The following is a 19318-nucleotide window of genomic DNA, read 5'->3' as shown; positions in this document are numbered from 1 at the left end:
CACCAGCAACTGCTCACGCTCGCCAGCCGGCAGGATCGACAGACCTTGCAACGAAGCTTGCGGCGTCTGCTCCAGAGCCTCCACCAAATGTTCCAGCGTCGTGTGCATATAGCCGCAGACCCGCTGCGCACCAATCGACGAGGCCACCAGGACGGTCAGGTTGAAACCGTCGCCCAGATCGTCGACGTTCAAGGTCAGCGGATAGTTGGTCCGCTCTTCGCCACTCAAGGCATGGATACCGTGCCAGGCCTGCACGGCCTGCTCGGAAACACTGCCGACAGCACTATGTCGATAGTTGAGCAAGGCGCTGAACAGTGGCGTCGGTGCGGCCACGCCGCTGCAACGCTGGGCCAGGGCCAGGGACGCATGTTCATGACCCAGCAACGCGGTCAGCCGCGCGTGGGTCGCCTTGACCCCGGCGCGTACGCCCTGCCCGCCCACGGCAACCCGCAGCGGCAAGGTATTGATAAACATCCCCAGCGCGCGGTCGGCACCCTCGCCGCCTTGCATCCGGCCCATCAACACAGTGCCGAACACCACATCCCGGCGACCCGAAACCTTGCCCAGCACCTGGGCCCAGGCCAGGTGCACCAGGCTGGCGACACTCACCCCCAACTGCCGGGCCTGAGCCCGCAGGCGCAGGTCCAACTGTGGGTCCAGCGCCTGGACCGCTTCCTCGATATCGCTGCCATCGCCCTGCACATCCTGCAAGCCGAACGGCAGCGTCGGCTCCTCCACCTCACCGAGCATGTCGCGGAAAAACGCTTCATGATCGGCCGGGCTGACACCCAGGCGCGCCTGGGCCACATAGTTGCGATACGGTACCGGTGCCGCCAGGGCCTCGGTCTCACCGAGCAGCCAGGCCTGCATTTCATGCTGCACCACCTCCATCGCCATATGGTCCAGGGCCATGTGATGGAACAGCAGCATCGCGGTGATCCGCTGGTTCAGCGGATCTTCGGCATAGGCCAGGCGCATCAGCGGCGCCTCGCTCACGTCCAGGCGGTAGTGACGCGGGTCGAACCGGCCGTGCAGTTGCGCACCGATATCGCCGGCGGCCGGGTCGAGTTCAAGCGCGTCAAGGTGCAGGCGTGCCTGGCGCCAGACCACTTGCACGGGCGAATCCAGGCCTTCCCAGACCACTCCGGTACGCAGGATGTCATGGCGGTCGATCACCATCTGCAAGGCCTGGACAAAGGCGCCCAGGCGCTCGTGGTTGTCAAAGGCAAACTGGGTCTGCAACACGTAGGGGTCGCCGGCCCGGGCCGCCAGGTGGTGATAGAGAATCCCCTCCTGCAACGGCGCCAGCGGGTAGATATCCTGCACATTGGCGGTACCGCCCGGCACCGTCGCCACCACCTGGTCGATCTGCGCCTGGGTCAGGTCGGCCAGCGGCAGCAGGTCCGGGGTGATCCGCTCGCAACCTTCGCCAATCAGGTTGGCCGGCACGCTGATTTCACGGCCGCCACCGACGGCAGCGGCCAGCGCCGCCAGGGTCGGCTGGCTGAACAGCACGCGCACGTCGGCACTCAGGCCCAACTGACGCATGCGTTCGATCAGACTCACGGCCAGCAGCGAATGCCCACCGAGTTCGAAAAAGTGGTCGTGACGACCGACCCGCTCGATTTTCAGCAACTCGGACCACAGCCGCGCCAGGGTGATTTCCAGTTCGCCCTCGGGGGCCTGGAACTCACGGCTGGCATAGGCGTCGGCGTCCGGTGCCGGCAAGGCCCGGCGATCGAGCTTGCCGTTGGCGGTCAGCGGAAACGACTCGAGGACCACAAAGGCGCTCGGTACCATGTATTCGGCCAGGGACGCCGCCAGTTCGCGACGCAGCTCCGGCACCGACAAGCGGCTATCGGCCTCGGCAACCAGGTAGGCCACCAGACGTTTATGTCCGGGCTCATCCTGGCGGGCCAATACCACGGCTTCCTTGACGCCCGGGCAAGCGGCCAGGCGCGCTTCGATTTCTCCCAGCTCGATACGGAAACCCCGAATCTTCACCTGGTCGTCATTACGCCCCAGGTATTCGACGACCCCGTCCGCGGTCCAGCGCGCCAGGTCGCCGGTGCGGTACAGCAGTGCCCCGGCCTCGCTGTTGAACGGGTCGGCGACGAACTGCGTGGCGGTCAGTTCCGGGCGATTCAAATACCCCTTGGCCACGCCCTGCCCGCCGATATACAGCTCGCCGGCCACACCCACGGCCACCGGTTGACGCAGGGCATCAAGGACGTAGACCTGGCTGTTGCCGATCGGCCGGCCGATGGGAATACCACCGTTGCCCACCGAAGTGATTTCGTAGGTCGTGGAGAAGGTGGTGGCTTCGGTCGGACCGTAGCCGTTGAGCAGATGCTGCGGGGCGCCCTCTTCCAATACCCGGGCGATCACCGCCGGGTCCAGTACATCGCCACCGACGATCAGGTAACGCAGGCGACCGAAGGCTTCCATCAGGCCGCCGGCATATTGATGGAACAGGCCGGCGGTCATCCACAGCACACTGACCGACTGTGCCAGCAGCAGCGCGCGGAACTCGTCCAGGGACAGCAAGACCGACTGTTCCACCACGACCACACAACCGCCGTTAAGCAGCGGCGCCCAGACATCCAGGGTGCTGGCGTCAAAGGACGGGTTGGAAGCGAAGGCCACGCGGTCGCCGGCATTGAAATCGGCATAACCGTTGTTGATCACCAGGCGGCTGACGGCCCGGTGCGGCACCAGTACCCCTTTGGGCGTACCGGTGGAGCCGGAGGTATACATGATGTAGGCCACCGACTCGGAGGACCCGGCCAGTGTCGGGTTCGGGACATCGGCTTCCAGTACCAGCGTGTCCAGATCGACCCGCTGGAGACCTTCGGGCACCACGCTGCTGCTCAGGGTCAATACCTGCCGCGCCGCGCTGTCGTGCAACATGAAGGCCTGGCGTTCCGCCGGTGCATTGATATCCAGCGGCACATAGGCCGCGCCGCATTTGATAATCGCCAGTTGGCCGGCCAGCAGGTCGAAGGAACGCGCCAGCAGCAACGCCACCCGCTCGCCCGGCTGTACGCCGAGGCCGATCAGGTGGCGGGCCAGGCCATTGGCCCGGCTGTTGAGTTGCTGGTAGGTCAGGCTCTGGTCGTCCTGGACGGCAGCCACTGCGTCGGGCCGCACCGCCACTTGCAGTTCGAACAGGGCCTGCAGGCTGCTGTGTCGCGGATAGTCGCGCGCCGTGGCATTGAAGCCGTGCAGCACTTGCTCGCGCTCGGCCAGTGGCAGGACTTCCAGGTGCTGCAAAGGCGTTTGTGGCTGCTGTTCCAGGGCCTCGACCAGGGCGTCGAGGGCCGCCAGCATATAATCGCCGACGCGTTGCGCACCGATCTCCACCAGGGCCTGGACCGCCAGGCTGAAATCTTCGCCCAGGTCGTCCACCGACAGAGTGATCGGGTAGGTGCTCTGCTCTTCACCGCCGAGGCTGTGCAAACCGGCCCAGGCCTGCAGGGTTGCGGCCGAAGCCACCGACTCGCTGGTGCTGTGGCGGTAGTTGAGCAGCGAACTGAACAACGGCGCCGGCGCGGCCACACCGCTGCAACGTTGGGCCAGGGCCAGGGAGGCGTGCTCGTGGCCGAGCAAGGCGGTCAGGCGTGCGTGGGTGGTCTTGACCCCTTCACGGACCCCGTGACCTTCCAGTTTCACCCGCAACGGCAAGGTATTGATAAACATGCCCAGGGCCCGGTCGGCGCCCTCGCCGCCCTGCATCCGGCCCATCAGCACGGTGCCGAAGACCACGTCCGACTTGCCCGAAACGGCGCCCACCACCCGCGCCCAGGCCAGGTGATGCAGACTCGCGGCACTGACCCCGAGCTGCCGGGCCTGGGCCCGCAGGCGCCGGCTCAAATCGGCGGCGACCGGCACGCGGACCTCTTCGATCAGCGGGTTGCCGCCCGGGATTTCGACTACGCCAAACGGCAGGGTCGGTTCATCGACGTCCGCCAGCATGTCGCGGAAAAAACCTTCATGGGCATCGGCCCCGGCACCCAGCCGGACCTGCGCCACATAGTTGCGATACGGCACCGCCTCGGGCAAGGCATGGCCTTCGCCGAGCAGGTAGGCCTGCATCTCGTATTGCACCAGTTCCAGCGCGGCATGGTCGATGGCGATGTGATGGAACAGCAGGATCGCCACCCAGCGCGCATTGGCCCGGTCCTCGGCGCACACCAGGCGCATCAGCGGGGCCTGGCGCAGGTCGAGGCGGTAATGCCGGGAATCGTAGCGTTCGCGCAGCTGGGTTTCGATATCACCGTCAGCGGCCGCCAGTTCAAGCTCATCCACCGCCAGGGTGGCTTCGCGCAGCACCACCTGCACCGGTTCGTCAAGGCCTTCCCAGACCATCGCGGTACGCAGGATATCGTGACGCTCGATCACCGCTTGCAGGGCCTGGGCGAAATCGTCGAGGCGCTCGCGGTTATCGGCGCCGAACAGCGCCCGCAGCACATAGGGGTCGCCCTGCCCGGCGGCCAGGTGATGGTAGAGAATGCCTTCCTGCAGGGGCGCCAGCGGGTAGATATCCTGGACATTGCCAGCACCACCGGGCACCGCGTCGACGATGCGGTCGATCGCCTCCTGGCTGAGGTTGGCCAGCGGCAGCATCTGCGAGGTAATGCGAAAGGCCGGACTCAACCAGTCCCCGCCGTTTCGAGCCACCAGCTTGAGCAGTTCCGCCTTGTGCACGCCCAGACTATCGAGTACGGCGCTGTCAAGGCCCTCATCGTCACCGAGAATCACCAGATCGTCTTCTTCCTGTTGAAGACGGATCGCGTGCGTGGAAAGAACTGCCATCAATTCGCTGAAGTGCATCGAATAACCTGCTGTTTATCATTTCGGAGAGGGTTGACGACCCAAAAGGCTCGGTGTCGGAGACAGCGTTTGGCGCGATAAAAAATCGGAGGGGCTTCGAGGTTCGAAGACAGCACGGGAATCCGGGCGCAGGCGTGATCGGGTCCGCAGCAACAAAGGGCTGCGGTCCACTGACACATGCGAAACATCCCATTCGCCATGCTCCCCACAGGTCTCGAAAATTAGAGCATCCATGGGCGACTGTCTGTCATGGGAAGCCGGGACAAGGCGTGCCGGAAGCACGCCCAGCCGGGGGTTGCAAAGGAGGGAGAAAAGAGAGAGGCGACGGCCCGGCCGATCGCGAATCGGGCGGGCCGTGCCAGGGCTTCAGATACGACGTTTGCGATTGAGCGTCGGGATCTTCGTCTGCGGTACGTCCAGCCGCTGGATGGTGCCCACCGAGGCGGCCACCTGGATCAGCGTCGGCTGGCCGAACAGCACCCGCACATCGGCTTCCAGGTTGGCCTGGCGCATCCGCTCGATCAGGCTCACCGCCAGCAACGAATGCCCCCCCAGTTCGAAGAAGTGGTCGTGACGCCCCACTCGCTCGACCTTGAGCAAATCGACCCAGAGCGCCGCCAGCCGGGTTTCGACCTCACCCACCGGGGCTTCGTAGACACGCGAGGCGTAGGCGCTGCTGTCCGGCACCGGCAGGGCCTTGCGATCAAGCTTGCCGTTGGGGGTCAGCGGCAACGCGTCAAGCTGCATATAGGCTGCCGGCAGCATGTAGTCCGGCAGATGTCCTTGCAGATAAGCGCGCAGGGTGCCGCTATCCGGTACCACGCCAGCATTGGCCGCAGTGAAATACGCCACCAGGCGGGTTTCACCCGGTACGTCCTCGCGGGCCATCACCACCGTTTCCTGCACCTCGGGGTGTTTGGCCAGGCGTGCTTCGATTTCCCCCAGTTCGATACGGAAACCACGGATCTTCACCTGGTCGTCGTTACGGCCCAGGTATTCGATATTGCCGTCCGGCAGATAGCGGCCGAGGTCGCCGGTGCGGTACATGCGGGCATTCGGCGTGGTTGCGAACGGATCTTGGAGGAAGCGTTCAGCGGTCAGGTCGTCGCGGTTCAGGTAGCCTCGGGCTACACCGGCGCCACCAATGTAGATTTCACCCGGCACGCCCAGCGGAACGGGCTGTTGCTGCTCGTCCAGCAGGTAGAACTGGGTGTTGCCGACCGGTTTGCCGATATGCGGGGCGAAACCCTCTTCGCGGTCCATCGCTACCCAGCTTGAGTAGGTGGTGGTTTCCGACGGGCCGTAGAGGTTGCACAGGCGTTGGACGCCAGTCTTCTCGAACAATGCCTCTACCAGACTGCGCTTGAGGGCTTCGCCAGCGACGTTGACCGTGTGCACCGATTTCGGCACGCCACCGACTTCCAGCAGGGCCTTGAGCGCCGATGGAACGGTGTTGATCAAACCGATATCGTGTTCGCCGTGTTGCAACTCCAGGACGTTTTTCACCACATCGATGCTGCCGCCCGAGGTCAGCGGTGCGAAACATTCATAGACCGCCAGGTCGAAGTTCAGCGAAGTCGAGAACAATGTCTTGTTCAACGACTCAGCACCGAAGGCCGTGTGGGCCCAGGTGAGGAAGTTGACGGTGTTGCGGTGTTCGATCATCACGCCCTTGGGCAGGCCGGTCGAACCCGAGGTGTAGATCAGGTACGCCAGATGCGCCGAAGTCAGCCCCGGCACTTCTGGATTCTGGACGGACTCGTCCTGCCAGGTGCCCTGATCAAGGTTGATGACCGGTGCCGAAACGCCCGCCAACAACGCCTGGGTCGCCGACTGGGCCAAGACCGCCGCCGGCGCGCTGTCCTGCAACATATAGGCAATCCGCTCCGCCGGGTAAGCCGGGTCCAACGGTACATAACCACCGCCCGCCTTGAGAATTCCCAGCAAGCCGACAACCATCTCCGCCCCGCGCTCAACGCAAATCCCGACCCGCGAATCCGGCAAGACGCCCTGCTTGCGCAAGACATGGGCCAAACGGTTGGCCTGCTCGTTAAGCTCGCGATAACTCAGGCGCTTCCCGCCATGCACCACCGCCACGGCCTCTGGCGTGCGCTGCACCTGCTCTTCAAACAACCCATGAATAGTCTGCTGCTGCGGATAATCCAGCGCGGTCGCATTGAGCCCGAACAACAACTGTTCACGCTCCGTCGCCGGCAACACCGACAGCTGCCCCAACGGCACCTCGGCGTTCTGCTCCAGTCCCCCCACCAGACTCGCCAGCGCGGCCTGCATATAACCGCAGATCCGTTGCGCATCGACGCCGGCAGTCGCCTGTACCGTCAGGCTGAAGCCCACGTCGTTATCGTCCACCGAAAGCGTCAGCGGGTAGTTGGTGCGCTCGCCGCCACCGAGGCTTTCGATACCCTGCCAGGCATCCAGCGCCTGCTGGCTGACCTCACCGGCACCGTGCCGGTAGTTGAGCAAGGCGCTGAACAATGGCGTCGGCGCCGGCACACCACTGCAACGCTGGGCCAGCGCCAGGGAAGCGTGCTCATGACCCAGCAGCGCGGTGAGCCGGCCATGGGCCGCCTTGAGCGCGGCCCGGGTGCCCAAGGCGCCGAGGTCCAGGCGCAGCGGCAAGGTGTTGATAAACATCCCCAGCGCCCGGTCCGCGCCTGCCCCGCCCTGCATCCGGCCCAGCAACACGGTACCGAACACGACTTTCTCGCGTCGGCACAGGCGGCCCAGCACCAGGCCCCAGGCCAGGTGCACCAGGCTCGCCGCACTGACACCCGACTGTCGGGCGCGGCTACGCAGACGCAGGGACAGCTCAACATCCAGCGCCAGGTGGGCTTCGGCGATCACCTGTTGGTCACCCCGCACTTCCTGCTGTTCGAACGGCAGGGTCGGCTCGTCGATATCGCCGAGCATCTCGCGGAAGAAGGTTTCGTGGGCCTCCTGGCTGACACCCAGGCGCGCCTGGGCCACATAGTTGCGATAGGGCGCGGCCAGGGCCAGCGGAGTCGTCTGTCCACGCAGGCTGGCCTGCATTTCCTGTTGCACCACCGCGATGGTGGTGTGGTCGATGGCGATGTGATGGAACAGCAACACACCCACCCAGCGCCGATTAAGCGCATCTTCGCTGACGGCCAGCTGCAGCAGCGGCGCCTGTTGCAGATTCAGGCGGTAGTGCGCCGAATCGAAGCGCCGCAGCAGTTGCGCCAGCGGTTCAGCATCTCCCGGGGTTGGCTCGAAGGACTCGACCCTCAGGCGAGTCTGGCGCCAGACCACTTGCACCGGTGCTTCCAGCCCTTCCCAGACGATCGAGGTACGCAGCACATCATGGCGATCGATCACGTTTTGCAACGCCTGGATAAAGTCATCCAGGCGGCTGCGACTGTCGAAGCTGAACTGCGATTGCAATACATAGGGATCACCTTCGCCGGCCGACAGGTGATGGAACAGAATGCCCTCCTGCAAGGGTGCCAGCGGGTAGATATCCTGCACATTTGCAGCACCGCCGGGCACCGTTGCCACGACCAGGTCGATCTGCGCCTGGGTCAGGCTGACCAGTGGCAACAGGTCCGGGGTGATATGCCTGCAGCCTTCAGCGATCAGGTTGGCCGGTACCACGATTTCCGTGCTGCCACCCGCCGCTGCCGCCAGTGCCGACAAGGTCGGTTGGCCGAACAGCACCCGCACATCGGCGCTGAGACCAACCTGGCGCATCCGTTCGATCAGCGTGACGGCCAGTAGCGAGTGACCGCCGAGCTCGAAGAAGTTGTCGTGCCGCCCTACTCGCTCGACCTTGAGCAGTTCCGCCCAAAGTTGCGCCAGTACGGTTTCGGCTTCCCCTTGTGGAGCCTCGTATTCACGGCTGATCAATGCGCCTCCATCTGGCGTCGGCAACGCCTTGCGATTCAGCTTGCCGTTAGGTGTCAGTGGCAGTGCATCGAGCTGAACGTAGGCGGCTGGGACCATGTACTCCGGCAATGCACCTTGCAGATGAGCGCGCAGGCTTTCGATCTCCAGCACGGTTTCAGGCTGCTGCGCGGTGACATAAGCCACCAGGCGTTTTTCGCCAGGGTTATCTTCCCGTGCAAGAACCACGCTTTCCTTGACCCCGGGATAGGCGGCCAAGCGCGCTTCGATTTCACCCAGTTCGATACGGAAACCACGGATCTTCACCTGGTCGTCGTTACGGCCCAGGTATTCGACCGTACCGTCCGGCAGGTAACGACCGAGGTCACCCGTGCGGTACATGCGCCCGGTGGTGAACGGATCATCGAGGAAACGCTCGGCGCTCAGTTCTGGACGGTTCAGGTAGCCGCGAGCCACTTGCACGCCACCGATATACAGCTCGCCTGCCACACCCAGTGGAACTGGCTGACGGCTCGCATCGAGCAAGTAGATCCGCGTATTTGCCACCGGTTTACCGATGGGCGTGTTGTCCGGCGTTTCTTCCAACGGCCCGGCACAATCCCAGGCCGTAACGTCCACTGCCGCTTCGGTCGGACCGTAGAGGTTGAACAGGCCAACTTCCGGCAACTGTTGCTTGAAGCGCCGTACCAGATGGCCCGGCAAAGCCTCACCGCTGCACATCACTCGCAGCAGACCACTGTCTCCGGCCTCACCATGGGCCAGGAACAGATCCAGCATCGACGGCACAAAGTGCAGCGTGGTGATGTTCTGCTCGCGAATCACTTCACGCAGGTAGCCCGGGTCACGATGACCGCCTGGACGCGCCATCACCAGTCGAGCGCCGTTGAACAGAGGCCAGAAGAACTCCCAGACCGAGACGTCGAAGCTGAACGGGGTTTTCTGCAACACGCTGTCCGAGGCATTCAGGCCGTATTCGTCCTGCATCCACAGCAAGCGGTTGACCACGCCACGGTGTTCGTTCATCACGCCTTTCGGCTGACCAGTAGAACCGGAGGTGTAGATCACATAGGCCAGATGCTCTGGGCGGACTTCAGCCCGCAGCGGATTGCTATCCGATTGTGCGAGGAAACCTTCACGCTCGGCATGCTCAGGATCGAGCAACAGCACCGGTACGCTGCTTGCTGGAAGCACCGCACGCAAAGCCTCTTGGGTGAGGACCACCGCAGGAGCACAGTTCTCCAGCATGTAGGTCAGGCGATCAATCGGATAATCCGGGTCCAGCGGCACATAAGCGGCACCGGCCTTGAGAATCCCCATCAGCCCCGCCACCATTTCCAGGCTACGGTCGACGCAGATTGCCACCCGATCATCCGGACCAATGCCCAGGCCGATCAGACGATGGGCGATACGGTTGGCCTGACGGTTGAGTGCGTCATAGGTCAGGCTACCCTTCTCGTCGACGACCGCTACCGAATCACCACTGGCAGCGACCCGAGCTTCAAAGAGGCCATGCAGGGTCAGATCCTGCGGATAGTCGACCGCGGTGGCATTGAAGGCTTCCAGCAACTGCCGACGTTCAGTCTCCGGCAGCACCGACAAGTCCTGCAACGGCGCCTGGGGCGCCTGCTCCAGGGCATCGACCAGGCTGTGCAAGGCCCGCTGCATATAGGCGCAGATTCGTTCGGCCGCAATCACCGGAACAGTCTGGGCGGTCAGCAGGAAGTCTTCGCCCTGGTCATCGACGTTGAGGGTCAGTGGATAGTTGGTGCGTTCCTCACCGCCCAGGGCCTGCATGCCGTGCCAGGCCGCCAGCGCCTCGTCCGTCACGACAACGCTGCTGTGACGGTAGTTGAGCAAGGCGCTGAACAACGGCAGCGGCGCGCTGACACCGCTGCAACGCTGGGCCAGCGCCAGGGACGCATGCTCATGACCAAGCAACGCGGTCAGTTCGTCGTGGGTGGTCTTGACCCCTTCCCGTGCACTGCGAGCGCCGAGAACCACCCGTAGCGGCAAGGTATTGATAAACATGCCAAGGGCACGGTCGGCGCCCTCGCCACCCTGCATCCGCCCCATCAGCACCGTACCGAAGACCACATCGTCGCGGGCCGAAACCCGGCCCAGTACCTGGGCCCAGGCCAGGTGCACCAGGCTGGCGGCACTCACGCCCAACTGGCGGGCCTGGGTCCGCAAGCGGCGACCCAGCGCAACGCCCACGGGCAAGCGGGCTTCATCGATACCTTGAACATCAGCCAGCTGCAAGCCAAACGGCAGGGTCGGTTCGTCGACAGTACCGAGCCGTTCGCGGAAGAAGCGCTCGTGCTCTTCCTGGCTCACGCCCAGGCGGGCCTGGGCCACATAGTTGCGATAGGGTACCGGCGCGCCCAGTTGCGCCTGCTGCCCCAGCAGATAGGCCTGCATCTCGTGCTGCACCACATCCATCGCGGTGTGGTCCATGGCCAGGTGATGGAACAGCAGCAAGGCCAGCCAGCGCTGGTTTTGCGCATCCCAGGCCTGGACCAGGCGCAGCATCGGCGCCTGGCGAATATCCAGGCGATAGTGCCGCGAGTCGAAACGCTGGTGCAGTTGGCTTGCCACATCAACGCCCTGCGGGTCCGGTTCCAGGCTCTCGCGCACCAGCTGCGCCTGACGCCAGACCACCTGCACCGGCTCGTCGAGGCTTTCCCAGACCAGCGCGGTGCGCAGGATGTCATGGCGCTGGATCACGAACTGCAAGGCGCTGGCGAATTCTTCCAGGCGCTCCAGGCTGTCGAAGGCGAACTGCGATTGCAGTACGTAGGGATCGCCCTGCTCCGCGCTGAGGTGGTGATAGAGGATGCCGGCCTGCAACGGCGCCAGGGCATAGATGTCCTGGACGTTGGCAACGCCCCCCGGCACCGTGGCGACGATCCGGTCGATGGCGGCCTGGTCGAGGTTCGCCAGTGGCAACAGTTCGGGGGTGATACGCAAGCAACCGGCGCCGATGGCATTGGCCGGCACGCGGATTTCGCGACCGCTGCCCACCGCCGCGGCCAGCGCGGCCAGGGTCGGCTGGCTGAACAGCACGCGCACATCGGCGCTCAGGCCGGCTTGGCGCATACGCTCGATCAGCGTCACCGCCAACAGCGAATGGCCACCCAGTTCGAAGAAGTGGTCATGCCGCCCGACCTGCTCGACCTTGAGCAGTTCGGACCACAATTGCGCCAGCAGAGTCTCGGTTGCCCCCTCGGGCGCCTCGTAGCCACGGCTGATCAGCGCACGCTCGTCCGGCGCCGGCAGGGCCTTGCGATCCAGCTTGCCGTTGGCCGTCAGCGGCAGGTGCTCAAGGCGCACATAGGCCATGGGCACCATGTATTCCGGCAACTGCCCGTGCAAATGCCCGCGCAACGCGTCGATCCGCTCCACCGCCCCGGCAAAGGCCGGGGTGAAATAGGCCACCAGACGCTTCTCGCCCGGGGTCTCTTCGCGACACAGGACCACGGCTTCCTTGACCTCGGGATGCTCGGCCAGGCGCGCTTCGATCTCGCCCAGTTCGACCCGGAAGCCACGAATTTTCACCTGGTCGTCATTGCGCCCCAGGTACTCCAGGTTGCCGTCGGCGCGCCAGCGCGCCAGGTCGCCGGTGCGATACAAGCGCGCCTGCGGGTCGCTGTCGAACGGGTCGGCGACAAATTTTTCGCGGGTCAACTCATCCCGGTTCAGGTAACCCTTGGCCACGCCGAGGCCACCGATATACAGCTCACCGATCACGCCCAGTGGCACGGGCTGGGCCTGGGCATCGAGCACATAAAGACGACCATTGCCCACCGGTCGGCCAATCGGCAGGCTGCCGCTGTCCGCCCGGGTGATTTCATAGGTTGCGGAAAAGGTCGTGGCTTCGGTCGGGCCGTAGCCATTGAGCAGGTGCTCGGGAGCGGCGTTCGCCAGGACCCGGGCGATCACCGCCGGGTCCAGCACATCGCCGCCGACAATCAGGTAGCGCAGGCGCGAGAAGGCGTCGCCCAGGCCCGCTGCATATTGATGGAACAGGCCGGCGGTCATCCACAGCACCGTGACCGACTGTTCCAGCAACAGACGCTGGAAGTTTTCCGGGGAGAGCAAATCGGCCTGGCCGATCACCACCACGCAGCCGCCATTGAGCAGCGGCGCCCAGACGTCGAGGGTACTGGCGTCGAATGCCGGGTTGGAAGCGAAGGCCACCCGGTCCCGGGCATTGAAGTCGGCATAACCGTTGTTGATCACCAGGCGGCTGATGGCCCGATGCGGCACCAATACACCCTTGGGGGTGCCGGTGGAGCCGGAGGTGTACATGATGTAGGCCACGCTTTCGCTGGACTGCGGTATCGCCAGGTCATCGCCGTCCAGGCGTTCCAGACTCAGATGATCGAGGTCCACACGTTGCACGTTGCTGACCAGCGGCACCTCGCGACGAGTCAGCAGGACCCGGGCCTGGCTGTCCTCGATCATGAAACCCTGGCGCTCGACCGGGGCGTTGATATCCAGCGGGACATAGACCGCGCCGCACTTGAGCGCCGCCAGTTGGCTGACCAGCAGCTCATGGGAGCGCTCCAGCAGGATCGCCACGCTGTCGCCCGGTTGCACACCGAGACCGCGCAGATGCCGGGCCAGGCGGTTGGCCCGGGTGTTGAGTCCGGCGTAGGTCAGCGACACGCCATCGTGGATCGCCGCGCAAGCCTCGGGACGCGCCCGCACCTGGGCTTCGAACAAACCATGGACGGTCTGTGCCCGTGGGTAATCGCGAGCGCTGGCATTGAACGCCACCAACAATTGCTCGCGCTCGGTGGCGGGCAGGATCGACAGTTGCGCCAACGGCAAGGCAGGCGTTTGTTCCAGGGCCTCGACCAGGCTTTCCAGGGCACTGAGCATATAGCCGCAGACCCGCTGTGCCCCGGTACCGGCCAGGGTGCCGACGTGCAGGGCGAAGTCTTCGCCCAGATCGTCCACCGACAGGGTCAGCGGATAGTTGGTGCGTTCTTCGCCACCGAGCATCTCGATGCCGTTCCAGGCCGGCAGGTCGGTGCTGCCGCTCGCCAGGTGCCGATAGTTCATCAATGCACTGAACAGCGGAGTCGGTGCCGCCACGCCGCTGCAACGTTGCGCCAGGGTCAGTGGCGCATGTTCGTGACCGAGCAAGGCGGTAAGGCGCGAGTGGGTGGCCTTGACCCCTTCGCGCACACCCGATCCACCCAATGCCACTCGCAACGGCAAGGTATTGATAAACATCCCCAGGGCCCGGTCGGCGCCCTCGCCGCCTTGCAGGCGACCGAGCAGGACTGTACCGAAGACCACCTCGTCCTTGCCCGAGACGCCCCCGAGCACACGGGCCCAGGCCAGGTGACAAAGACTGGCGGCACTGACGCCCAACTGCCGCGCCTGGGTCCGCAGCCGGCGGCTGAGGCCGCTGTCCACGGCACAGCGGGCCTCTTCGATGTCCTGGCCGTCGCCCTGCACATCCTGCAGGCCGAAGGGCAAGGTCGGCTCGTCGATATCGCCGAGCATCTCGCTGAAGAACTGCTCATGTTCGGCCTGGCTCACACCGAGGCGCGACTGGGCCACATAGTTGCGGTACGGGATCGAGACCGGCAGTTGCGCCTGGCGATCCTGCATATGGGCTTCGATTTCGCCCACCAACGCCCCCAGGGAGGTAGCGTCGTTGACCAGGTGGTGGTACTGCAACAGGCCGATCCAGCGTTGGCTGGACGGGTCCTGCCCATAGTCCAGCTGCAGCATCGGCGCCCGACGGATATCCAGGCGGGTCTGCGCTGAATCGAGGCGCCCGCGCAGTTGTCCGGCGGTATCACCGGCGAGCGGGTCCGGCGACACTTCGTTCAGCGCCAGGATCGCCTGGCGCCAGACCACTTGCAGCGGCGCGTCGAGGCCTTCCCAGACCACCGCGGTACGCAGGATATCGTGGCGTGCAATCACTCCTTGCAGGGCCTGGGCGAAGGCGTCGAGCCGGTCGCGGCTGTCGAAGGCGAACAGCGCGTGTTGCAGATACGGGTCGACGTGGTCCACCGCCAGATGATGGTGATAGAGGATGCCTTCCTGCAACGGCGCCAGCGGGTAGATATCCTGCACGTTCGCCGCGCCGCCCGGCACCTTAGCCACAACCCGGTCGATAGCGGCCTGGTCGAGAGTGACCAGGGGCAGCATGTCCGGGGTGATGTGCGCGCAAGGGGTCGGGATGGCATTGGCCGGGACGACGATTTCACGCCCACCGCCCACGGCAGCAGCCAGGGCCGCAAGAGTCGGCTGGCTGAACAGCACGCGGACATCAGCGCTCAGGCCGGCCTGACGCATGCGTTCGATCAGGCTGACGGCCAACAACGAATGGCCGCCCAGGTCGAAGAAATGGTCGTGGCGCCCGACCTGCTCGACATTGAGCAGCTGCATCCAGATCCGTGCCAGGGTGGTTTCGGTTTCGCCCTGGGGCGCTTCATAACCACGGCGGATCAGCGCATCGCCGTCCGGGGTCGGCAGGGCCTTGCGGTCGAGTTTGCCGTTCGGGGTCAGCGGCATGGCCTCAAGCAGCACGTAGATGGCGGGAACCATGTACTCCGGCAACTGCTCTTGCAGATGGCTGCGCAGGGCTTCGATATCGACTGAAATCTGCCCGGCCGCCAGGGTGTAATAGGCCACCAGGCGCTTGTCGCCCGGAATATCCTCGCGGGCCGTGACCACGGCTTCGTGGACGGTCGGGTGTTTGGCCAGACGGGCGTCGATCTCGCCCAGTTCGATACGGAAACCGCGGATCTTCACCTGGTCGTCGTTACGGCCAAGGTATTCGATATTGCCGTCCGGCAGGTAACGGCCGAGGTCGCCGGTGCGATACATCCGCGCCGAGGCTTCCCGACTGAACGGGTCGTTGAGGAAACGTTCGGCGGTCAGGTCTTCACGGTTCAGATAACCCCGTGCCACACCGGCGCCGCCGATGTAGATTTCACCCGGAACACCCAGCGGAACGGGCTGTTGCTGCTCGTCCAGCAGGTAGAACTGGGTGTTGCCGACCGGTTTGCCGATATGGGGGGCGAAACCGTCCTCGCGATCCATCGACACCCAACTTGAGTAGGTGGTGGTTTCCGACGGGCCGTAAAGGTTGCACAGGCGTTGGACGCCAGTCTTCTCGAACAGCGATTCCACCAGACTGCGTTTCAACGCTTCGCCGGCGACGTTGACCGTGTGGACCGATTCCGGCAAGCCATCGACTTCCAGCAACGCCTTGAGCGCCGATGGCACGGTGTTGATCAGGCCGATATCGTGCTCGCCCTGTTGCAACTCCAGAACGTTTTTCACCACCTCGATGCTGCCGCCCGAAGTCAGCGGTGCAAAGCATTCGTACACCGCCAGGTCGAAGTTCAGCGAAGTCGAGAACAACGTTTTTTCCAACGCCGGACCGCCAAAAGCGGCATGGGCCCAGGTCAGGAAGTTCACGGTGTTGCGGTGTTCGATCATCACGCCTTTAGGCAGACCAGTCGAACCCGAGGTGTAGATCAAGTACGCCAGATGCGCCGACGTCAGCCCCGGCACCTCAGGATTCTGGACGGACTCGTCCTGCCAGGTGCCCTGGTCGAGATTGATAACCGGCACCGAAATACCCGCCAGCAAATCACGGGTAGCCGCTTGTGCCAGGACCGCCGCCGGGGCGCTGTCCTGCAACATATAGGCAATCCGCTCCGCCGGGTAAGCCGGGTCCAGCGGTACATAACCGCCGCCCGCCTTGAGAATCGCCAGCAAGCCGACGACCATCTCGGCCCCGCGATCGACACAGATCCCCACCCGTGAATCCGGCTGCACACCCTGTTTACGCAAGGTATGCGCCAGACGGTTGGCTTGCTCGTTAAGCTCGCGATAAGTCAGGCGGCGCCCGCCATGCACCACGGCCAAGACGTCCGGCGTACGCTGCACCTGCGCTTCGAACAAACCATGGACGGTCTGCGCCTGCGGATAATCCAGCAGCGTGTCGTTGAACGTCACCAGCAGTTGTTCAAGCTCGTCAGCCGGCAGAATCGACAGGCTGCTCAACGGAGCCTCGGGGTTCTGCTCCAGCGCCTGGAGCAGATGCTCCAGCGCCGCCTCCATATAGGCGCAGACCCGCATGGCGCCGACTTCGGCGTTGACCTGCACATTCAGGCTGAAGCCCTCGCCCAGGTCATCGACGTTCAAGGTCAGCGGGTAGTTGGTGCGCTCTTCACCCCCGAGGGTCTCGATACCCTGCCAGGCCTGGGTGGTTTCTTCGGAAATACTGGCAACCGCACTGTGGCGGTAATTGAGCAAGGCACTGAACAGCGGTGTCGGCGCGGCCACGCCGCTGCAACGCTGGGCCAGGGCCAGGGACGCATGTTCATGACCCAGCAACGCGGTCAGCCGCGCGTGGGTCGCCTTGACCCCGGCGCGCACGCCCTGCCCGCCCACGGCAACCCGTAGCGGCAAGGTATTGATAAACATCCCCAGCGCGCGGTCGGCCCCCTCGCCGCCCTGCATCCGGCCCATCAGCACGGTGCCGAAGACCACGTCCTGCTTGCCCGAAACCTTGCCCAATACCTGGGCCCAGGCCAGGTGATGCAGGCTGGCCGCGCTTACGCCCAACTGCCGGGCATGAGCCCGCAGGCGCAGGCTCAGCGCCGGCGACAGCACGCGGGTGGCTTCCGCGATGGCATGCCCGTCACCCTGCACATCCTGCAAACCGAACGGCAGTGTCGGCTCGTCGATATCGCCCAGCATCTCGCGGAAGAACGCTTCGTGCTCCTCCCGACGCCCACCCAGGCGCGCCTGGGCCACATAGTTGCGATACGGCACCGGGCAGCCCAACTGCGCGGCCTGCCCCAGCAGGTGTGCCTGGATTTCATGACGGACCACTTCCAGGGCGGTGTGGTCCAGGGCCATATGATGGAAGCGCAGCATCGCCACCCAGCGCTGCTCGGCTTCGTCCTCGGCAAACACCAGCTGCATCAGTGGCGCTCGGGTCACGTCCAGGCGCGAGTGACGGGTGTCGAAACGCTCCTTGAGCTGGCTGGCCACATCACCGGCACGCGGGTCAAGTTCCAGGGCCTCGCGGTGCAGACGGGCCTGGCGCCAGACCACCTGGACCGGCTCATCCAGGCCCTGCCAGAGCACGGCGGTGCGCAGGATGTCATGGCGGTCGATGACCCGTTGCAGCGCCTCGGCAAAAGCGTCCAGGCGCTGGCGGTCCGGCACCGTGAACAGCGCGTGCAGGACGTAAGGGTCGCCCGCCCCGGCTGACAGGTGGTGATAGAGAATGCCTTCCTGCAATGGCGCCAGCGGATAGATATCCTGCACATTCGCCGCGCCACCCGGCACGTTGGCGACAATCTGTTCGATAGCGGCCTGGTCGAGGCTGACCAGGGGCAGCATATCCGGGGTGATGTGCGCGCAACCGGCCGGGATGGCATTGGCCGGCACCACGATTTCCCGCCCGCCGCCCACGGCAGCGGCCAGGGCCGCCAGGGTCGGCTGGCTGAACAGTGCCTGGACATCGACGCTGAGCCCGGCCTGGCGCATATGGCCGATCAGGCTGACGGCCAACAGCGAATGGCCGCCCAGTTCGAAGAAGTGATCGTGACGCCCGACCTGCTCGACCTTGAGCAAGTCGCTCCAGATCCGTGCCAGGGTGACTTCGGTTTCGCCCTGGGGCGCTTCATAGCCACGACGGACCAGCGCCTGACTGTCCGGCGCCGGCAGGGCCTTGCGGTCCAGCTTGCCGTTGGGGGTCAGCGGCAGCTTGTCCAGCGCTACATAGATGGCCGGGACCATGTACTCCGGCAGTTTTTCCTGCAGATGACGGCGCAGGCTGTCGATCTCGACCGAGGTATGCCCATCGGCCAGGGTGTAATAGGCCACCAGGCGCTTGTCGCCCGGGATGTCTTCGCGGGCCGTGACCACGGCTTCGTGGACGGCCGGGTGTTTGGCCAGGCGGGCGTCGATCTCGCCCAGTTCGATACGGAAACCACGGATTTTCACCTGGTCGTCGTTACGACCGAGGTATTCGATATTGCCGTCTGGCAGGTAGCGGCCGAGGTCGCCAGTGCGGTACATGCGTGCCGAGGCGTCCTGGCTGAACGGGTCCTTGAGGAAACGTTCGGCGGTCAGGTCGTCACGGTTGAGGTAACCTCGGGCTACACCAGCGCCACCGATATAGATTTCACCGGGTACGCCCAGTGGGACGGGTTGTTGCTGTTCGTTCAGCAGATAGAACTGGGTATTGCCGACCGGTTTGCCGATATGTGGCGCGAAGCCGTCTTCGCGATCCATCGCTACCCAGCTTGAGTAGGTGGTGGTTTCAGAAGGACCGTAGAGGTTGCACAGGCGCTGGACGCCGGTTTTTTCGAACAGGGATTCCACCAGGCTGCGTTTCAACGCTTCGCCGGCGACGTTGACCGTGTGCACCGACTCCGGCAGACCATCGACTTCCAGCAACGCCTTGAGTGCAGATGGAACGGTGTTGATCAAACCAATATCGTGTTCGCCGTGTTGCAGCTCCAGGACGTTTTTCACCACGTCGATGCTGCCGCCCGAGGTCAAGGGTGCAAAGCACTCGTAGACCGCGAGGTCGAAGTTCAGCGAGGTG

General features: G+C 64.5%; 2 protein-coding genes. Both read right to left on the bottom strand.

Annotated elements, in window-relative coordinates; genetic code table 11:
* Positions 1 to 4833, bottom strand: a 4833-nt coding sequence (locus tag CWE01_RS13265) for a non-ribosomal peptide synthetase (RefSeq protein WP_157815212.1), incomplete at its 3' end; no start/stop codon positions are given.
* 366 nt (positions 4834 to 5199) lie between these two features.
* Positions 5200 to 19318: non-ribosomal peptide synthetase (locus tag CWE01_RS13260; protein WP_100940983.1), on the bottom strand; the 14119-nt coding region annotated here is incomplete at its 5' end.

The sequence above is a fragment of the Pseudomonas sp. QS1027 genome (assembly GCF_002814235.1).
GTDB lineage: Bacteria > Pseudomonadota > Gammaproteobacteria > Pseudomonadales > Pseudomonadaceae > Aquipseudomonas.
This window is presented reverse-complemented; position numbering and strand designations above follow the sequence as displayed.